Genomic DNA, 16,373 nt, shown 5'->3' on the forward strand with positions numbered 1-16,373 from the left:
TAACCAAACAGAAGAATGAAGGATTATGAACAAGCGTAAAGGTATTATTCTGGCCGGTGGGTCAGGGACTCGTCTCTATCCGGTCACCATGGCGGTGAGCAAACAGCTGCTGCCGATCTACGACAAACCGATGATCTACTACCCGCTGAGCACCCTGATGCTGGCAGGTATCCGCGATATCCTGATCATCAGCACCCCGCAGGATACCCCGCGCTTTGAGCAACTGCTCGGCGACGGCAGCCAGTGGGGCCTGAACCTGCAGTATAAAGTGCAGCCAAGCCCCGACGGTCTGGCTCAGGCCTTTATCCTCGGTGAAGAGTTCATTGGCAGCGACGACTGCGCGCTGGTGCTGGGCGACAACATCTTCTACGGTCACGATCTGCAGAAACAGCTGGAAGCCGCCGCGGCGAAACCTGCGGGTGCCACCGTCTTTGCCTATCATGTACATGATCCTGAGCGTTATGGCGTGGTGGAGTTTGACCATGCAGGTACCGCGATCTCCCTGGAAGAGAAGCCGCTGGAACCGAAGAGCAACTATGCGGTAACCGGCCTCTACTTCTACGACAACCGCGTGGTTGAGATTGCCAAAAGCCTGAAACCATCGCCGCGCGGCGAGCTGGAAATCACCGACGTGAACCGCATCTACCTTGAGCAGGGCGATCTGTCAGTTGCCATGATGGGCCGTGGTTATGCCTGGCTTGATACCGGCACCCATGAGAGCCTGATTGAGGCCAGCAACTTCATCCAGACCATCGAAACCCGTCAGGGGCTGAAAGTGGCCTGTCCTGAAGAGATTGCCTACCGTCTGAAGTTTATCGATGCCGACCAGGTGCGCAAATTAGCCGCGCCGCTGGCGAAGAATGCGTACGGGCAATATCTGTTGAAAATGCTTAAGTAGTCACCGTTTTTCCTGGGGCGAACTGCCCCATTTATGAATCAGGCCGTCATCATGAACGTAATTCAGACCGCAATTCCCGACGTATTTATCTTTGAGCCAAAAGTGTTTGGCGATGACCGTGGTTTCTTCTTCGAAAGCTTTAACCACCAGCAGTTCGAAGCCGCCATTGGCCGCAGCGTAAACTTCGTCCAGGACAATCACTCCAAGTCCTCAAAGGGCGTGTTACGTGGCCTGCACTACCAGCTGGCGCCCCATGCGCAGGGCAAACTGGTCCGTTGCGTGGCCGGGGAAGTGTTCGACGTGGCGGTGGATATCCGCCAGTACTCCCCGACTTTCGGTCAGTGGGTGGGCGTGCATCTGTCGGGTGAGAACAAGCGTCAGCTGTGGATCCCGGAAGGTTTCGCCCACGGCTTTATGACCCTGAGCGACACCGCAGAATTCCTGTATAAAACCACCAACTACTATGCGCCGGAGAGCGACCGCGGCATCCGCTGGAACGATGAGACCATCGGAATTACATGGCCAGAAATCGACAGCGAGATCCTCACCTCCGCCAAAGACAGCATTGCCAAATCCTTCCCTGACGCAGAGTACTTCTGAGTCACACGCCCCGCAGTGACGCGGGGCGTTTTCTGATGCACAGAGCGCACATGAAATTTTACACAGGTTCAGCCGGGATCCTGGCCCGAAAAGCACAGCTCGAGCCGATGCTTGGCCGTCCGATACACGCCTTTAAAACGGGCATGCGGCTGGCGCAGGACGATGTGCTGGTCGGCTGGGGCCAGAAAGCCAATACCCGACAGATCAAACAGAAAGCCCAGGATCTCGGCCTGCCGTACTGGCAGCTGGAGGATGGCTTTATCGGGTATATCGGCCACCCCGCCAGAGGGGGCAAGGCCGTCTCGCTGATCGCCGATCCTGTGGGCATTTACTACGACGCTCGCCAGCCGAGCCGCCTGGAGCAGCTGATCGCCACGCCGTGCGATGACAGCATGCTGGCGCGGGCCGACGCGCTCATCTCTGAACTGCTGCGCCTGGGCATCACCAAGTACAACTGTTATGCCGCCGACAGCGGCCTGCCCGACGCGCTGGCTGCCCGTCTGCACAACGACGCTCGCCCTAAGGTGCTGCTGATCGACCAGGTGGCAGGGGATCTCTCCATCCCCGGTGCGCTCGCCAGCGAGGCGGATTTTATTGAGATGGTCGCGGCTGCGCGGCGAAATCACCCTGACGCCCGCCTGCTGCTGCGCACCCATCCGGATACCCGGCTGGGCAAGAAGCGCGGCGTGCTGGCGCAGATGCAGCTGGACGACGTGGAGCTGGTCACCGAGCACTGCCATCCCCATGCCCTGCTGAATGAGGTGGAGGCGGTCTATACCGTCTCCTCGCAGATGGGGTTTGAAGCCCTGCTGCTGGGCAAAGCGGTGTACTGCTTCGGCATGCCGTTTTACGCCGGCTGGGGGCTGACCCACGACAGCAAACAGTGTGAACGTCGTCAGGCCCAAATTAGCCTGCCACAGCTGGTGGTGGCGGCGTTAATCCTCTATCCCCGCTATCTGGATCCGGTCCTGGGCCAGCGTTGCGAAGTGGAGCAGGTGCTGGAGGTCATAGCGGGTCAGCTGACCCCGACTCCGCGCTATCGCCGCCTCTATATGGTGGGTTTCTCCCTGTGGAAGCGCGCCTTTATGCGCGCCTTCTGCCAGCCGCTGGCCACGGAGCTGCGCTTCGTGCGCACTCCGCCTGCACAGCTGGCCGCCGACGAGCAGGTGCTGGTCTGGGGCAGCCGTTATCCTGAGCTGGCAAACCCGATCCGGGTGGAAGATGGCTTTATCCGCTCCCGGGGGTTGGGATCGAACCTGTGCCGCCCCTCTTCGCTCTCCATCGATCCGGTGGGGATCTATTTCGACAGCCGCCGTCCGAGCGGGCTGGAGCAGTTACTTAATGAGCAGCCGCTCAACGAGCAGGCGCTGGCGCGCGGTGCGGCGCTGGTGGATCTGCTCCGCCAGCATGGGGTCAGCAAATATAACGTTGGCACCGTCCAGCCCTTCACGCCGCCCGGCGACGGACGTTCGCTGGTGCTGGTGGTGGGCCAGGTCGATGGCGATGCCTCGATCCTCACCGGCAGCCCGGTGATCCGCAGCAACGAGCAGCTGCTGTGGGCAGTGCGCGCTGCCCGGCCCGAGGCGCATATCCTGTTTAAACCGCACCCGGACGTGGTGGCGGGCAACCGGGCCGGTGCCATCTCGGCCGAATGCCTGGCGAGCTGCGTGGACAGTCAGGTGCTGGATCTTGGCCTGACCAGTCTCTATCCCCATGTCGACGAGCTGCACACCATGACCTCCCTCAGCGGGTTCGAAGCGCTGGTGCAGGGGGTGAAGGTTACCACCTGGGGCCAGCCGTTCTACAGCGGCTGGGGGTTGACCGAAGATATCCACCCTGCTGAGCGCCGTCAGCGTACCCTGCCGCTGGCCGCGCTGGTCTACCTGACGCTGGTGGCCTATCCGCGTTATATCGACTGGCAGAGCGGGTTGTGGATGAGCCCGGAGCAGCTGATCCGTCAGCTGGCGGTGCAGGGAAATTCCTCGTCACAGAAGGCCAGCCGCTGGCAACGCTGGCAGCTCAAGCTGAGCTATCTCGCGCAGACACTTCGCTAGCGAACTATTTATCCTGATTTATTAAAGAAAAGCGGTCATCAAGCCGTTACACACTGTTCATCAACGGACCGATCTGGGAAAAATAATGGAAGAGCAAGCTATCCGCCATCTGCTGAATGGCCGTCGATATCTGTTACTACAAGGACCGATGGGCCCCTGCTTTTCACGTCTGGCAAGCTGGTTGCAGAGCAGCCACCGTGAAGTGAAGCAGGTCTGCTTTAATGCCGGGGACTCATGGTATGCCGCGAAAGAGACCGCGCTGCACTACACCGGCTCAGTGAAGAATTTTGCCTTCTGGCTGCGCGAGTTACACAAAACCTACGCCTTCGACACCATCGTCTGTTTTGGTGACTGCCGGCCGATGCACATCGAAGCGAAGAAGTGGGCCCGCAGCAAATCCATCGATTTCCTGGCGTTTGAAGAGGGCTATTTCCGGCCGTTCTACATCACCCTGGAAAAAGGGGGCGTGAACGCCTTCTCGTCGATGCCTGTCGATGCGAAGTATTATCGCGAGCAGCCGCTGCCGGAGGTAAAAACCCCGACGCCGTGGAAGCCTAGCTCCTTTAACCGTGCCGCTCATGCCATGCTCTACTATGCGGCGGGCTGGTTTGGCCGCCATCGCTACCGCGGCTACCGCCACCACAAGTCGTTCTCCCCGTGGTACGAGATGCGCTGCTGGTTCCGCGCCGGTCGCCGTAAGCTGTGGTACCGCTGGCAGCAGCGCAACATGCTGAGCCATATCACCGGCACGCTGGATAACGAATACTACCTGGCGATTTTGCAGGTCTATAACGACAGCCAGATTATTCACCACAGCCCGTATAAAGACGTGCGTGACTATATCGAAACCGTGATCCGCTCCTTTGCCCGCCATGCGTCGAAAGAGCGCCATCTGGTGTTCAAGCATCACCCGATGGATCGCGGCCATCGTTTTTACGGCACCCTGATCAACAAGCTGACCGAGAAGTACAACATTACGGGCCGGGTGATCTACGTCCACGATCTCTCCCTGCCCGCTCTGCTGACTCACACCCGGGGGGTGATCACCGTCAACAGCACGGCAGGCCTGTCGGCGTTGATCCATAACAAACCGCTCAAGGTGATGGGCAAAGCGCTGTACGACATCGAAGGGTTAACCTGGCAGGGGCCGCTGAACCAGTTCTGGCAGGCGAATTTCGCCCCGGATAAAAAGTTGTTCCAGCGTTTTCGTACTCATCTGCTCTATCACACGCAGATCAACGCCGTCTTTTACGGCAAGTCCGACTGGCTTAACATTCCGACAGAAGTCCCTCTGACGACACCGCTTGCCGATTCCGAACTCGAACGATAATTCCTCCCCACGCCGGGGAATTTGCCCCGGCGAATCCGATCTATCCCCCGCTTTTATCCCTTCGTTGCAAAAATCCCTAATGTTTATCCCGAAACTGGCCGTTATAACCTAAGACAAATTTTTATGCCCAATTCTGTACTGACATATTTTGTCAGCCGCACCGGCATAATTCACGGCAATGGTTTAAATAACGGGAAGCTAATATGACAATTCCGACCAGGAGTCGCTCGGCTGAAAGGTTGGTTGATATTCTGCTGGAGCTTCATTTACACGGCGTGGTTACCCGCCAGGCATTGATGCATAAATTTAATATTACTGAGCGCACGGTCTATCGCGATCTGAATGCACTTTCGCCCATTGTGGAACGCTGCGGAGACGGGCAGTACCGGCTTATTCATACCCGTCCGGGTCAGTCAGGCCCGGGACTGCATCATGTCATTGCTAACTTTCTGAATGTGGATGATTTTTTCCCGTCAACGGGCCGTGAGTTCTGGGACAAGCTGGAGTCACGGGTCGAGGAAAACCATATTATGATCCTCGGCAACGATGCCGAGCGCACGGGACCCAAAGATATTCACGCCCTGTTAGCCGCCTTTGAAAAGGCGATTAAGGGCCAGCAGGTTTGCCAGATCCTGTATAAAGGAAAGTCCCGACAGATTAATCCCTATAAAGTAATTAACAAAAAGAACATATGGTATTTACAAGCTACCGAAGAAAAGCGTTTGAAATCGTTTTCTTTGAGCCTGATCCAGTGGCTGGATATTCGTAGCGAAACCTTCACGCCGGATAATGACACCCTCGACCTGCTGGAAAAAAACCTCGATCCCTGGGTCAGCGAAGAGACGTTTGAGGTAGACGTATTTATTCCCACCAGCATTGCGCACTATTTTACGCGCCGCGATCTGCTCCCTGGTCAGCAAATTCTGGCGCAAGAGCGCCAGGGGATCACCCTGCGCTGCCATGCCGCACATGAGAACCAGATCCTGCCGCTGCTCTTCTACTGGCTGCCCAACATACAGGTGCTGGAACCGGCCTGGCTTAAGCAGAAATTTGTCGGCACCTTAGAAAACTATCTGGCCAGCGCGGAGTGAACCGCGCCTGACGGCGTGATCCCCTTCACACTATTTCCCCCTGCGACGGCGAGCCTGAACCACTCGCCCTCGCCTTTGACCGCTCATCCCGCCATACAACCACTCACCGATTTACCTTCCTTTACGCGCGTAAGGCTCTGGCAAGATCGCCTCAGCATTACTCAATATCTCTCACAGCGAACCCTGACCCTTTTTTTCATCTAAAAAACCAGGTTTTATTATGGACACTAAAAAACTACTTAAGCACGTACCCTGGCTGCTGCTCGGGATCCTCGGTGCCTGTTGCCTTGCCGTCGTGGCCCTGCGCCGCGGCGAGCACATCAGCGCCCTGTGGATCGTGGCAGCCTCGGTATCGGTCTATCTGGTAGCGTACCGCTACTACAGTCTCTATATCGCGCAGAAGGTCATGAAACTCGACCCGACGCGTGCCACTCCGGCGGTCATTAACAATGACGGCCTGAACTACGTGCCAACCAACCGCTACGTGCTGTTTGGCCACCACTTTGCCGCCATTGCCGGCGCGGGCCCGCTGGTCGGCCCGGTGCTGGCTGCACAGATGGGCTACCTGCCGGGTACCCTGTGGCTGCTCGCCGGCGTGGTGCTGGCGGGGGCGGGGCAGGACTTTATGGTGCTGTTTATCTCTTCCCGCCGTAACGGCGCGTCTCTTGGTGAGATGATCAAAGAAGAGATGGGCCGCGTGCCAGGCACCATCGCCCTGTTCGGCTGCTTCCTGATTATGATCATCATCCTCGCGGTGCTGGCCCTGATCGTGGTGAAAGCCCTGGCCGAAAGCCCGTGGGGCGTGTTCACCGTCTGCTCCACCGTACCGATTGCGCTGTTCATGGGGATCTACATGCGATTCCTGCGTCCAGGTCGCGTGGGTGAAGTGTCGGTGATCGGGATTGTGCTGCTGGTGGCCTCCATTTACTTCGGCGGCGTGATTGCGCACGACCCGTACTGGGGCCCGGCGCTGACCTTCAAAGACACTACCATCACCTTCGTGCTGGTTGGCTATGCCTTTGTCTCTGCCCTGCTGCCGGTATGGCTGATTCTGGCCCCGCGTGACTACCTGGCGACCTTCCTTAAAATCGGCGTGATCGTCGGGCTGGCGATCGGCATCGTGATCATCAACCCGGAGCTGAAAATGCCTGCGGTGACCCAGTACATTGACGGTACCGGTCCACTGTGGAAAGGCGCGCTGTTCCCGTTCCTGTTTATTACCATCGCCTGTGGCGCAGTGTCTGGCTTCCATGCCCTGATTGCTTCCGGCACCACGCCGAAGCTGCTGGCGAACGAAAACGACGCTCGCCTGATCGGTTATGGCGCAATGCTGATGGAGTCCTTCGTGGCGATCATGGCCCTGGTGGCAGCGTCCATCATCGAGCCGGGTCTCTACTTCGCGATGAACACCCCGCCAGCCGGTCTGGGCATTACCATGCCGAACCTGCATGAGATGGGCGGTGAAAACACGGCGCTGATCATGGCGCAGCTGAAAGACGCCAGCGCCCACGCGGCGGCAACCGTCAGCTCCTGGGGCTTCGTGATCTCTCCTGAGCAGATCATGCAGACCGCGAAAGACATCGGTGAACCGTCGGTGCTGAACCGTGCCGGTGGCGCACCAACCCTGGCGGTAGGTATTGCCCACGTGTTCCACAAAGTGCTGCCATGGGCGGACATGGGCTTCTGGTACCACTTCGGTATTCTGTTCGAAGCGCTGTTCATCCTCACCGCGCTGGATGCCGGTACCCGTGCAGGCCGCTTTATGCTGCAAGACTTACTGGGTAACTTCGTGCCGTTCCTGAAGAAAACCGACTCTCTGGTTGCAGGGGTTCTGGGTACGGCGGGCTGCGTCGGGCTGTGGGGCTACCTGCTGTATCAGGGCGTGGTCGACCCACTGGGCGGCGTGAAGAGCCTGTGGCCGCTGTTCGGGATCTCTAACCAGATGCTGGCAGCTGTAGCCCTGGTGCTCGGTACCGTGGTGCTGGTGAAGATGAAGCGTACCAAGTACATCTGGGTGACCGTGGTCCCGGCTCTGTGGCTGCTGCTCTGCACCACCTGGGCGCTGGGTCTGAAACTGTTCAGCACCAACCCGCAGCTGGAAGGCTTCTTCTTTATGGCTAACCAGTACAAAGAGAAGATTGCGGCAGGCGACGAGCTGACGGCGCAGCAGATTGCCAACATGAACCATATCGTGGTGAACAACTACACCAACGCGGGTCTGAGCATTCTGTTCCTGGTGGTGGTGTACAGCATCATCTTCTACGGCATCAAAACCTGGATGAAAGTGCGTAACGCCGACGACCGTACGGACAAAGAGACCCCGTATGTGCCGGTGCCGGAAGGCGGCGTGAAGACCTCTTCACACCATTAATCCTTTCCCCCTCTCCCCTTTGGGGAGAGGGCCGGGGTGAGGGGAAACAACGCCCGGCGGCCCTCGCCGGGCTTTTTCTATCTGGATGACACAATGTTTGGTAACTTAGGCGAAGCTAAAAAATACCTCGGTCAGGCGGCGAAAATGCTGATTGGCATCCCGGACTATGACAACTACGTTGAACATATGAAGACCAACCATCCGGATAAGCCGTACATGACCTACAATGAATTCTTCCGCGAGCGTCAGGAAGCGCGCTACGGCGGAGGAGGAGAAGGCGGCGTACGCTGCTGCTAAAGGAGAGACCATGACACCGATTGCCGTTACCCTACTCACCGGTTTTCTCGGCGCGGGCAAAACCACCCTGCTGCGCCACATCCTCAACGAACAACACGGCTTTAAAATCGCGGTTATCGAAAACGAGTTCGGGGAAGTCTCCGTTGATGACCAGCTGATTGGCGATCGCGCCACTCAGATCAAAACCCTGACCAACGGCTGCATCTGCTGCACCCGCTCAAATGAACTCGAAGATGCCCTGCTCGACCTGCTCGACAGCCGCGATCGGGGTGAGATTGACTTCGACCGCCTGGTGATTGAGTGCACCGGCATGGCCGACCCCGGCCCGATCATCCAGACTTTCTTCTCCCACGAAATCCTCTGCCAGCGCTACCTGCTGGACGGCGTGATCGCCCTGGTCGATGCGGTCCACGCCGACGACCAGATGAACCAGTTCACCATCGCCCAGTCGCAGGTGGGCTACGCCGACCGCATCCTGCTGACCAAAACCGACGTGGCGGGTGAGAGCGAAAAACTGCGCGAACGTTTAGGGCGCATCAACGCCCGCGCGCCAATTTACACCGTGACCTTTGGCGATATCGATCTCGCCCAGCTGTTCAACACCAACGGCTTTATGCTGGAAGAGAACGTCACCGCTAAACCGCGCTTCCACTTTATGGCTGACAAGCAGAACGATGTCTCCTCTATCGTGGTCGAGCTGGATTATCCGGTAGATATTAGCGACGTCTCCCGGGTGATGGAGAACCTGCTCCTGTCGTTTGCCGACAAACTGCTGCGCTACAAAGGGATGCTGTGGATCGACGGCGAGCCAAACCGCCTGCTGTTCCAGGGCGTGCAGCGGCTCTACAGCGCCGACTGGGACCGCCCGTGGGGCGAGGAAACGCCGCACAGCGTGATGGTGTTTATCGGGATTGAACTGCCCGAAGAGGAGATCCGCGCGGGGTTTGCTGAATTGAAGAAATAACATCGGCACTCCCTTTTTTCACCCAAAGGGAGTGTAAATAAAGGTTAGAAACTGTAAAACTCAAATCGGCTTGCGTAAGTAAACTCATCTTCATTATTCCGCCGCACACGCTTATCTGTGCGCTATTCAGCGTCTGTTTAGGGAATAAACTAAATCGATCTTAAACACGCTTAAATCAAAGATTGACCCCGCAACAAAGTCACCATTCCGCAACAATAACACTGAAATAAATTCACACAATCAGCATAAAAATCCGACCCCGATCACATTTGCAGTCATAAACGTCGCTTGTTAAGGTGCCCTCAGATTAATTTGATGACGAGGCATAAAACATGAAAAAGCTTAATATCCTTCTCCTTTCTGCGCTGACTGCTGTATCAGGTTCTGCTCTGGCCATGGGCGGCAGCATTGAACAGGGTAAAAACTTCACCAACCTGAATGTGGAAATGGGTAAATCCTCTTCCGGCCTGTATGCCGAAAGCAACTGGCTGAAAAATACCGATGACGGCACCCAGACCGGTGGCGTTGGCGCAGGCTACAACTTTGAAGTCGGCCCGGTGATGCTGAATGCCGGTGCGAAAGCGATCTACATCGGCCCGAAAAAAGGCGATAACGGCGTGGCATTCCCGGTCGGTGGCGGCGTGAACGTAGCGCTGACCGACAGCATCAACGTGTTTGGTGAAGGCTACGTGGCACCAGACGGCCTGAACAACAGCGTTAAAAACTACGTTGAAGCTAACGGCGGCGTAAGCTGGACGCCAGTTAAACCTGTTACGCTGAAAGTGGGTTACCGCCACGTGAGCGTTGACGGCAAAGACGGTCGTCCAAACCACACCCTGATTGACGGCGCCTATGTTGGCGGCGGCGTAAGCTTCTAACCAAAAAAACTGCCGGGTGGCGCTGCGCTTACCCGGCCTACAAAACTGTAGGCCCGTGCAAGCGCAGCGTCGCCGGGCAAAACGGCCCCACTCTTACCGCTGCACCTGCAATATCTCCTGCGACTCCTGATGCGCCGCCACTTCCTGCGGGGTTAACCACAGCGGTTTACGCCCGAAGGTTTCATACAGTTTCTGCTGATCGCGATAATGCTTATCCGGCGTACCGTCCGGGGCGATAAAACCGCTCTGTCCGGGTGCCATCACGTCCCACGCCAGCACCGGCGCTTCCTGCGATGTCGGCGAGAAGACAATCATGTCGTTTTCCGTGCCACGGTTCTGGTATTCCGCCTGATGCACGGCCTCTTCCGGCGCCGCCTGCGGCACGCCAAAGAAGTTATTCGCGCGGAAGGTCAACGCCATCGCCGGGGTTTTCCACTGCGCCATATCGTTGCCGTACTGCTGCGACAGCGTCTGCCAGGTATCCTGCAGCGCGGCAAGGATCACCTCCTGCTGCGGCTTGCCGCCAAACAGATCAACGGCCTGCGGGATCGCGGACTTCTCCCCCTGTAAGGCTTCATACAGCAATTTCGCCCCCACGCTGATGTTCAGCGATCCGGTCGGCCCATCCTGCGTGGTCTCGTAGCCGCTGGCGCTATACCATTTATCGAATGGTTGCGGTACGGCTGCTGCCACGGTCTTTTTCAGCATGCTGGTCAGCCAGACATTGAGGATCGCCGAACCTGGCTGTTGCAGGGTTTTGCCATCATCATGGAGATGATTCACGCCATCCCAGTCGCTGAGCGATTTCACCAGCTGCTGGCGTGGGTCGCTGGCAGGCAGCTGCGCGGTCGCGTTTTGCAGAGCAGGTAAAAACAGGCGACGGGTCAGGTCCTGACGGCTGGTCTGCCGAATCAGATCCCAGGCCTGCTCATAGGTGAAGGTCGGTTGTTTATCGATAAGCTGACTAATCTCGGTAACGCGATCTGCCCCGCCCCATAAAAAGGCAAACAGATCCGAAGCCGGATAGCCCTGCTGGGGTGAGTTGTTCCAGTTGGCGATATAGCCCGATTTAGGGTTATAGACCTTAGGATTGAGATCAAACGGCAGCAGGCCCTGCCAGTCCCACTTCCCGGTACCCGGCACCGGCAGACGCGGATCGTGTCCCGGCTGACGCTGCGGGTAAGCCCCGCCATGCACATAGCCGATGTTGCCGTCGATATCGGCGTAATACCAGTTGATGGTCAGCGCCTGCTTCGCCGCCTGCTGCGTCCACGCCTGCCAGTTTTTGGCCTTCATCTGATGGGTCCATGCCAGCAGGGATGCCACCTCTTTGCCATCCCAGGCGCGCGCTTTGGCGTAAGCCGTTTGCGTGGCCGGGTCGGTTTTGATCACATTGCCATGCAGGGTGCGATAAACGGTGAAGGTCTCAGGCTGCCCGTCTTTCACGGCGATTTTCTCTTCGCGGCTGAGCATCTTGATCCACTCGCCGTTATGCAGGTAGTGCCCGGGTTTATCAGCGGAGAGCTGTTCCGCAAAAATGTCGACATCATCGCCGAATCCGGCAGTTGAACCCCAGGAAATGGTGCCATTATGGCCGAATACCAGCCCCGGATAGGCGAACGGCGTATTGCCGGTGACATCATAACCTGCGCCATGCAGCCCAATGCCGTAGGTATAGGCTGGCGCATACCAGCCGAACTGCGGGCCATTGACCATGATCGCTTTGGCATCCTGGGTTTTGCCCTTGCCCAACACCCACATATTGCTGGTCGTGGGATAGCCCGCCAGGCCATTGGCCCCGCCATGAGCAAACTGGGCCATGATCGTCTCGCGGTTCTGCGCCGAGGTCAGCGCCAGCAGGCCGCCATCATCACCTTTGGCCGGTCGATCCAGCATAGGCGGCGACATATCGTAACGCGGCAACAGGGCGGCGGTTTGCGTGGTGGTGAGGTCAAATTTAACCGGGTACTGACTCTCCTGCGGGGCGATGGTGGTCGGCGCCGCCGGGTTTACTAGCCATTTCAGCTGGTTAAAGACTGCCATCCCTTTGTCGCCATACTTATCTTTTAGCGCGGTCAGCAGGGCAAGGTTATCGATTTCACTGGTGGCGTCTGAAAAACGGTTTGCCATGGTGCCGACAAACACCATCGCCACATCAAAGGCTTCCCAATGTTTCGGCGTGAAGCCAAAGGTCGTGAACTGCTTCGGCAGGAGTTTGTCAGGGTCGCTGTTTACCCGATCGATCCAGGCGTTTATCCCGTCGGCATAGCCCTGCAGAATGGCTTTATCATCTGCGCTGAGCGCATCGATTTGCGCCCGGATCGAATCCGGCCAGTAGTTCTGGCGGATATCCTTGTCGAATTTAACAAAGGTACTGCCGAGCACTTCCGCCACCTGACCCTGGGTGCTGCGCCGCGCCATCTCCATCTGGAACAGGCGATCCTGTGCCACGACATAGCCGTAGCCATAAAACAGACGGTAAGTATCATCGGCGTAGATATGGGGCATACCGTACTCATCACGTACGATTTTTACTGCGGTAGAGGCGCTTTCCGCCTGCGTTGTCAGGGTCCATGAACAGGCCAGGGAGGCCATAATACAGTTCACGATCATACGATTTCTGTTTATCATTGTATCCTCTTGCAGGTGTATGATTAGCGAATTCATACTAGCAACAGGTCAATGCATAGCCAGAACAGGGGGATAGTTTCTCTACGAACTGTGAGGGCGCTAGCTAATTTGTGACACAAATATAATGCTGAATCACATTTATTCGAATCATTTATTAGCGACTACTGGTTTATTCCCTCTCCCCAGTGGGGAGAGGGTCAGGGTGAGGGGAAAATAGCTAGCGGCGAATCACCACCAGCTTCTGGTTCACAAACTCTTTAATCCCCAGATCCGACAGCTCACGCCCGTAACCGGAGCGCTTCACGCCGCCAAAAGGCAGTTCTGCAGCGGTATCGGTGAGCCAGTTAATCCACACCATCCCGGTCTCGATTTTCGAGGCCATCTTTTTAGCGCGATCGATATCTTTACTGAACACCGCGCCGCCCAGACCGTAGTGCGAGTCGTTGGCGAGCTTCACTGCCTCGTCATCATTTTTCACCACGTAGATCTGCGCTACCGGGCCGAAGAACTCTTCGAAATAGGCGGGGTTATCCCGGGTGATGTTGGTCAGAATGGTCGGCTCAAAGAAGCTGCCCTCGCGCTGGACCGGTTTGCCGCCGTAATGCAGCGTCGCACCATTCTTCACCGCCTCGTCCACCTGTTTCGTCAGGGTCTCAAGCGCATCTTTTGAGGACAGCGGCCCCAGCCGGGTGCTCTCGTCCAGCGGATCGCCGATCCTGATGTTGCGGAATGCCTCGGTGTATTTCTCGAGGAACTGCTCGGCCACCTTCTCATGCAGGATAAAGCGCTTGGCGGCGGTACAGACCTGCCCGGCATTGGCGAGGCGCGCGTTGACGCCGATCTTCACCGCCTTCTCCAGATCCGCATCGTCCAGGACCACGAACACGTCGTTGCCGCCCAGTTCGAGGGTCGATTTCTTGATGTGCTTCGCCGCCTGCGCGGCCACTATGCTACCAGCCTTCTCGGACCCGGTCAGGGCCGCACCCTGCACACGATCGTCCGCGATGATAGTTGCTACCTGATCTGAAGAGATAAACAGGTTAGTCCATGCCCCGTCCGGTGCACCAGCTTCACGCACCAGATGGGCGAAAGTCTCGGCACAGTGCGGAACGATGCTCGCATGTTTGGCGATCACCGGGTTACCCGCGGCCAGGTTCGGGGCCAGAACGCGCATCAGCTGGTAATAAGGGAAGTTCCACGGCTCGACGGCCATCACCACGCCAATCGGGTGATGCTCCACCCACGCCTCGCCCATCTCAGACGGGTATTTCACCGGGGCAAGAAATTGCTTCGCGTTATCCGCGTAGTAGCGGGCGATCTGCGCGCAGAGTTTAACCTCGCCGCGGCTCTGGGCAATGAGTTTACCCATCTCCTCACTGGCAATTTTCGCCAGCTCTTCGGTACGGGAATCAATCAGATCCGCCAGCTTATGCAGCACCGCCAGGCGTTTATCCATGCTGCCCTTCGACCAGTCGGAGTGGTAGAGCGCATCAGCGGTGCTCAGTGCCGCTTCGACATCAGCATCGGTATGAGAAGGATATTCTTTGATGAGTTTGTTGTTGGCAGGATTCACTGTCTGATAGGCCATTGTTGCCTCCTTTTTTACCGCGTTGGGTATTAAGGGTAGTCAAAATGGCTGGGTTTGCAGGTAAAGTTAGGTATACATGGCGCGCCACCCGGTGGGTGGCAGCGGTTATTTTTTGCTGAGTTCACGCAACATAGCTTCACGCAAAATGGCATTCAGGCGAGTTTGATAACCTTTCCCGGGACGTTTGAGCCACTCCATGACATCGGCATCAATACGCACCGAAGCCTGGGTTTTTAGCGGGCGATAAAATTTGCCGCGCACCGCATCAGACCACTGTTCATCGGTCGTTTCAGGGATGTCGCTGTAGTCGATCTCATCATCCCGCTTTTTGGCCAGCGCATTCAGTTCAGCTTCTCGCTGTGGACCAGGCTGTTCTGCCTCGCCGCGTTTATGCTTAATGATGCTCATAAAGATTCCTCTCTTTCAGATTTGCCTTACGGGCGCTAATCACACGAATAATTTCAGCCCCACTCTCAAAACGAACGGTATGTACGGCAACGATCACCACAACGCCGTTAATCAAACCTATCGTTTGCCAACGATACTCACCATTTACGTAGCGATCCTGTCTTGATAAATGAAAAGGATCGTCAAAAACGGATACTGCCTCTTCAAAGCGGATCCCGTGTTTATGCAGATTGCTTTTCGCCTTGTTTGCATCCCACTCAAACTCCGTTGGCATAGTCTACTCCCTTGTTTTTGTATATACAAAAAAGACTATACAATAAGATTAAAAAACACACTCACATTCACCGATGAATCAACAATTCTGGAAGCATGCTCGAGAAAAAATGCAATGTGTACGGGAAGTTGCCAAAATGAAGAGAGGGATTATGGCCCCATCATGCTATAACCCCCTTATCCCTCTTACCGGTAATCACCATGACCCACACGCGCCACGTTAATCAGACCTTCCTTCGCCAGCCCGGCGTGGAGCTACGCAGCACCTGGCAAAGCACCCTGGCCTATAAGCGTCACAGCCATGCACAGCTGTCCATTGGTGCCATCCTGGAGGGGCAAACCTGCTGCACCTGCAACGGCGAGCCGTTCACCCTTTACCCTGGCGATCTGATTGTTATCCCCGCGCAGATGCCGCACAGCTGTAATCCGATCGCCGGACAGCCGCGCAGTTACCATATGCTCTATCTGGAAACCGACCTTCAGCCCGCCATGCAGGTGATCCGCAATGAGGCGCTGTTTCGCCAGTATCTGACCGTCGTTGAAACGCTTTCAGCCCCGGCCATCGACAGGCTTCTCTCCCTGCTTGCCGCCCGGTCAACGCCGTCCTCCCCGCTTCGCCCCACCAGCCTTGCGCTTCAGCAGACGCTACGCCACAGCCTGCAAACACCGCGTCGCTGGACGTATTAGCCCAACGCTTCTCACTGCGCAAAGAGACGCTTATCAGAACCTTTAAGCAGGATACCGGCCTGACGCCGGGCTCTTTTCTTGCCATCTCACGGATAGAGTTCGCCAAAGCGCGCCTGCGTGCCGGGGATGACATTGCCGACGTCAGCTACCAGAGCGGCTTTGCCGATCAGAGCCACTTCCATAAAACCTTTGTCAGCTACACGGCCGCCACCCCACGCCAGTACGCCACCGGCCGATCAATATCCGACAATAATTAGCGCCCGCGTCGGCGTAGCCTGACCTCAGTTTTGCTGATGAGGTCAC

Annotated in this window: 13 protein-coding genes and 1 pseudogene; 10 read left to right on the forward strand and 4 right to left on the reverse strand. The window is 56.9% G+C overall.

Annotated features, from left to right (window positions below; genetic code table 11):
- Window positions 1-25 precede the first annotated feature (25 nt).
- From rfbA to LG383_RS16140, 9 genes are all read left to right on the forward strand, one after another.
- The gene (gene rfbA, locus LG383_RS16100) at window positions 26-898 is read left to right on the forward strand and encodes a glucose-1-phosphate thymidylyltransferase RfbA (RefSeq protein ID WP_225759652.1); all 873 of its coding nucleotides are present in this window, start codon (window positions 26-28) and stop codon (window positions 896-898) included.
- A 51-nt stretch (window positions 899-949) separates the two neighbouring features.
- The gene (gene rfbC, locus LG383_RS16105; protein WP_225759653.1) at window positions 950-1,498 is read left to right on the forward strand and encodes a dTDP-4-dehydrorhamnose 3,5-epimerase; all 549 of its coding nucleotides are present in this window, start codon (window positions 950-952) and stop codon (window positions 1,496-1,498) included.
- Between the two features lie 50 nt (window positions 1,499-1,548).
- The gene (locus LG383_RS16110; RefSeq protein WP_225759654.1) at window positions 1,549-3,552 is read left to right on the forward strand and encodes a capsular polysaccharide biosynthesis protein; all 2,004 of its coding nucleotides are present in this window, start codon (window positions 1,549-1,551) and stop codon (window positions 3,550-3,552) included.
- Between the two features lie 85 nt (window positions 3,553-3,637).
- A complete protein-coding gene (locus LG383_RS16115) occupies window positions 3,638-4,882 on the forward strand; it encodes a capsule biosynthesis protein (RefSeq protein WP_225759655.1) in 1,245 nt (414 codons plus the stop codon).
- 203 nt (window positions 4,883-5,085) lie between these two features.
- Complete coding sequence (locus LG383_RS16120; protein WP_106995692.1) at window positions 5,086-5,973, forward strand: YafY family protein; 888 nt, start codon at window positions 5,086-5,088, stop codon at window positions 5,971-5,973.
- A gap of 220 nt (window positions 5,974-6,193) precedes the next feature.
- The gene (locus LG383_RS16125; protein ID WP_225759656.1) at window positions 6,194-8,344 is read left to right on the forward strand and encodes a carbon starvation CstA family protein; all 2,151 of its coding nucleotides are present in this window, start codon (window positions 6,194-6,196) and stop codon (window positions 8,342-8,344) included.
- A gap of 93 nt (window positions 8,345-8,437) precedes the next feature.
- Window positions 8,438-8,641, forward strand: a complete 204-nt coding sequence (locus LG383_RS16130) for a YbdD/YjiX family protein (protein WP_032616354.1) — start codon at window positions 8,438-8,440, stop codon at window positions 8,639-8,641.
- Between the two features lie 10 nt (window positions 8,642-8,651).
- A complete protein-coding gene (yjiA, locus tag LG383_RS16135; RefSeq protein WP_106995690.1) occupies window positions 8,652-9,605 on the forward strand; it encodes a GTPase in 954 nt (317 codons plus the stop codon).
- A 332-nt stretch (window positions 9,606-9,937) separates the two neighbouring features.
- Window positions 9,938-10,483, forward strand: coding sequence for a YfaZ family outer membrane protein (locus LG383_RS16140; RefSeq protein WP_225759657.1), 546 nt, complete (start codon window positions 9,938-9,940; stop codon window positions 10,481-10,483).
- A gap of 93 nt (window positions 10,484-10,576) precedes the next feature.
- On the opposite strand, the gene LG383_RS16145 is transcribed toward LG383_RS16140, so the two are convergent.
- From LG383_RS16145 to LG383_RS16160, 4 genes are all read right to left on the reverse strand, one after another.
- Complete coding sequence (locus LG383_RS16145) at window positions 10,577-13,114, reverse strand: penicillin G acylase (RefSeq protein ID WP_225759658.1); 2,538 nt, start codon at window positions 13,112-13,114, stop codon at window positions 10,577-10,579.
- A gap of 217 nt (window positions 13,115-13,331) precedes the next feature.
- Window positions 13,332-14,702: an NAD-dependent succinate-semialdehyde dehydrogenase gene (locus LG383_RS16150; RefSeq protein ID WP_106995688.1), complete on the reverse strand. Its 1,371-nt coding sequence runs from the start codon at window positions 14,700-14,702 to the stop codon at window positions 13,332-13,334.
- Window positions 14,703-14,807: 105 nt separating this feature from the next.
- Window positions 14,808-15,110, reverse strand: a complete 303-nt coding sequence (locus LG383_RS16155) for a BrnA antitoxin family protein (protein ID WP_225759659.1) — start codon at window positions 15,108-15,110, stop codon at window positions 14,808-14,810.
- Window positions 15,097-15,384 carry a BrnT family toxin gene (locus tag LG383_RS16160; RefSeq protein ID WP_225759660.1) on the reverse strand — a complete coding sequence of 96 codons (288 nt, stop codon included), beginning with the start codon at window positions 15,382-15,384 and terminating at the stop codon, window positions 15,097-15,099. Before LG383_RS16160 ends, LG383_RS16155 begins: the two co-directional genes overlap by 14 nt.
- Window positions 15,385-15,584: 200 nt before the next feature.
- Here LG383_RS16160 and LG383_RS16165 point away from each other — a divergent pair.
- Window positions 15,585-16,327 (forward strand): annotated as a pseudogene (locus tag LG383_RS16165) (helix-turn-helix domain-containing protein).
- Window positions 16,328-16,373: the final 46 nt, after the last annotated feature.

The sequence above is a fragment of the Leclercia sp. Marseille-Q4284 genome, from assembly GCF_916618945.1.
GTDB classification, from domain to species: Bacteria; Pseudomonadota; Gammaproteobacteria; order Enterobacterales; family Enterobacteriaceae; genus Enterobacter; species Enterobacter tamurae.

Coding starts and splice junctions, on each gene's coding strand:
- LG383_RS16145 (WP_225759658.1), bottom strand. CDS start 13,114: ATGATAAACAGAAATCGTATGATCGTGAACTGTATTATGGCCTCCCTG.
- LG383_RS16120 (WP_106995692.1), top strand. CDS start 5,086: ATGACAATTCCGACCAGGAGTCGCTCGGCTGAAAGGTTGGTTGATATT.
- LG383_RS16150 (WP_106995688.1), bottom strand. CDS start 14,702: ATGGCCTATCAGACAGTGAATCCTGCCAACAACAAACTCATCAAAGAA.
- LG383_RS16155 (WP_225759659.1), bottom strand. CDS start 15,110: ATGAGCATCATTAAGCATAAACGCGGCGAGGCAGAACAGCCTGGTCCA.
- LG383_RS16160 (WP_225759660.1), bottom strand. CDS start 15,384: ATGCCAACGGAGTTTGAGTGGGATGCAAACAAGGCGAAAAGCAATCTG.
- yjiA (WP_106995690.1), top strand. CDS start 8,652: ATGACACCGATTGCCGTTACCCTACTCACCGGTTTTCTCGGCGCGGGC.
- rfbC (WP_225759653.1), top strand. CDS start 950: ATGAACGTAATTCAGACCGCAATTCCCGACGTATTTATCTTTGAGCCA.
- LG383_RS16115 (WP_225759655.1), top strand. CDS start 3,638: ATGGAAGAGCAAGCTATCCGCCATCTGCTGAATGGCCGTCGATATCTG.
- LG383_RS16130 (WP_032616354.1), top strand. CDS start 8,438: ATGTTTGGTAACTTAGGCGAAGCTAAAAAATACCTCGGTCAGGCGGCG.
- LG383_RS16140 (WP_225759657.1), top strand. CDS start 9,938: ATGAAAAAGCTTAATATCCTTCTCCTTTCTGCGCTGACTGCTGTATCA.
- rfbA (WP_225759652.1), top strand. CDS start 26: ATGAACAAGCGTAAAGGTATTATTCTGGCCGGTGGGTCAGGGACTCGT.
- LG383_RS16125 (WP_225759656.1), top strand. CDS start 6,194: ATGGACACTAAAAAACTACTTAAGCACGTACCCTGGCTGCTGCTCGGG.
- LG383_RS16110 (WP_225759654.1), top strand. CDS start 1,549: ATGAAATTTTACACAGGTTCAGCCGGGATCCTGGCCCGAAAAGCACAG.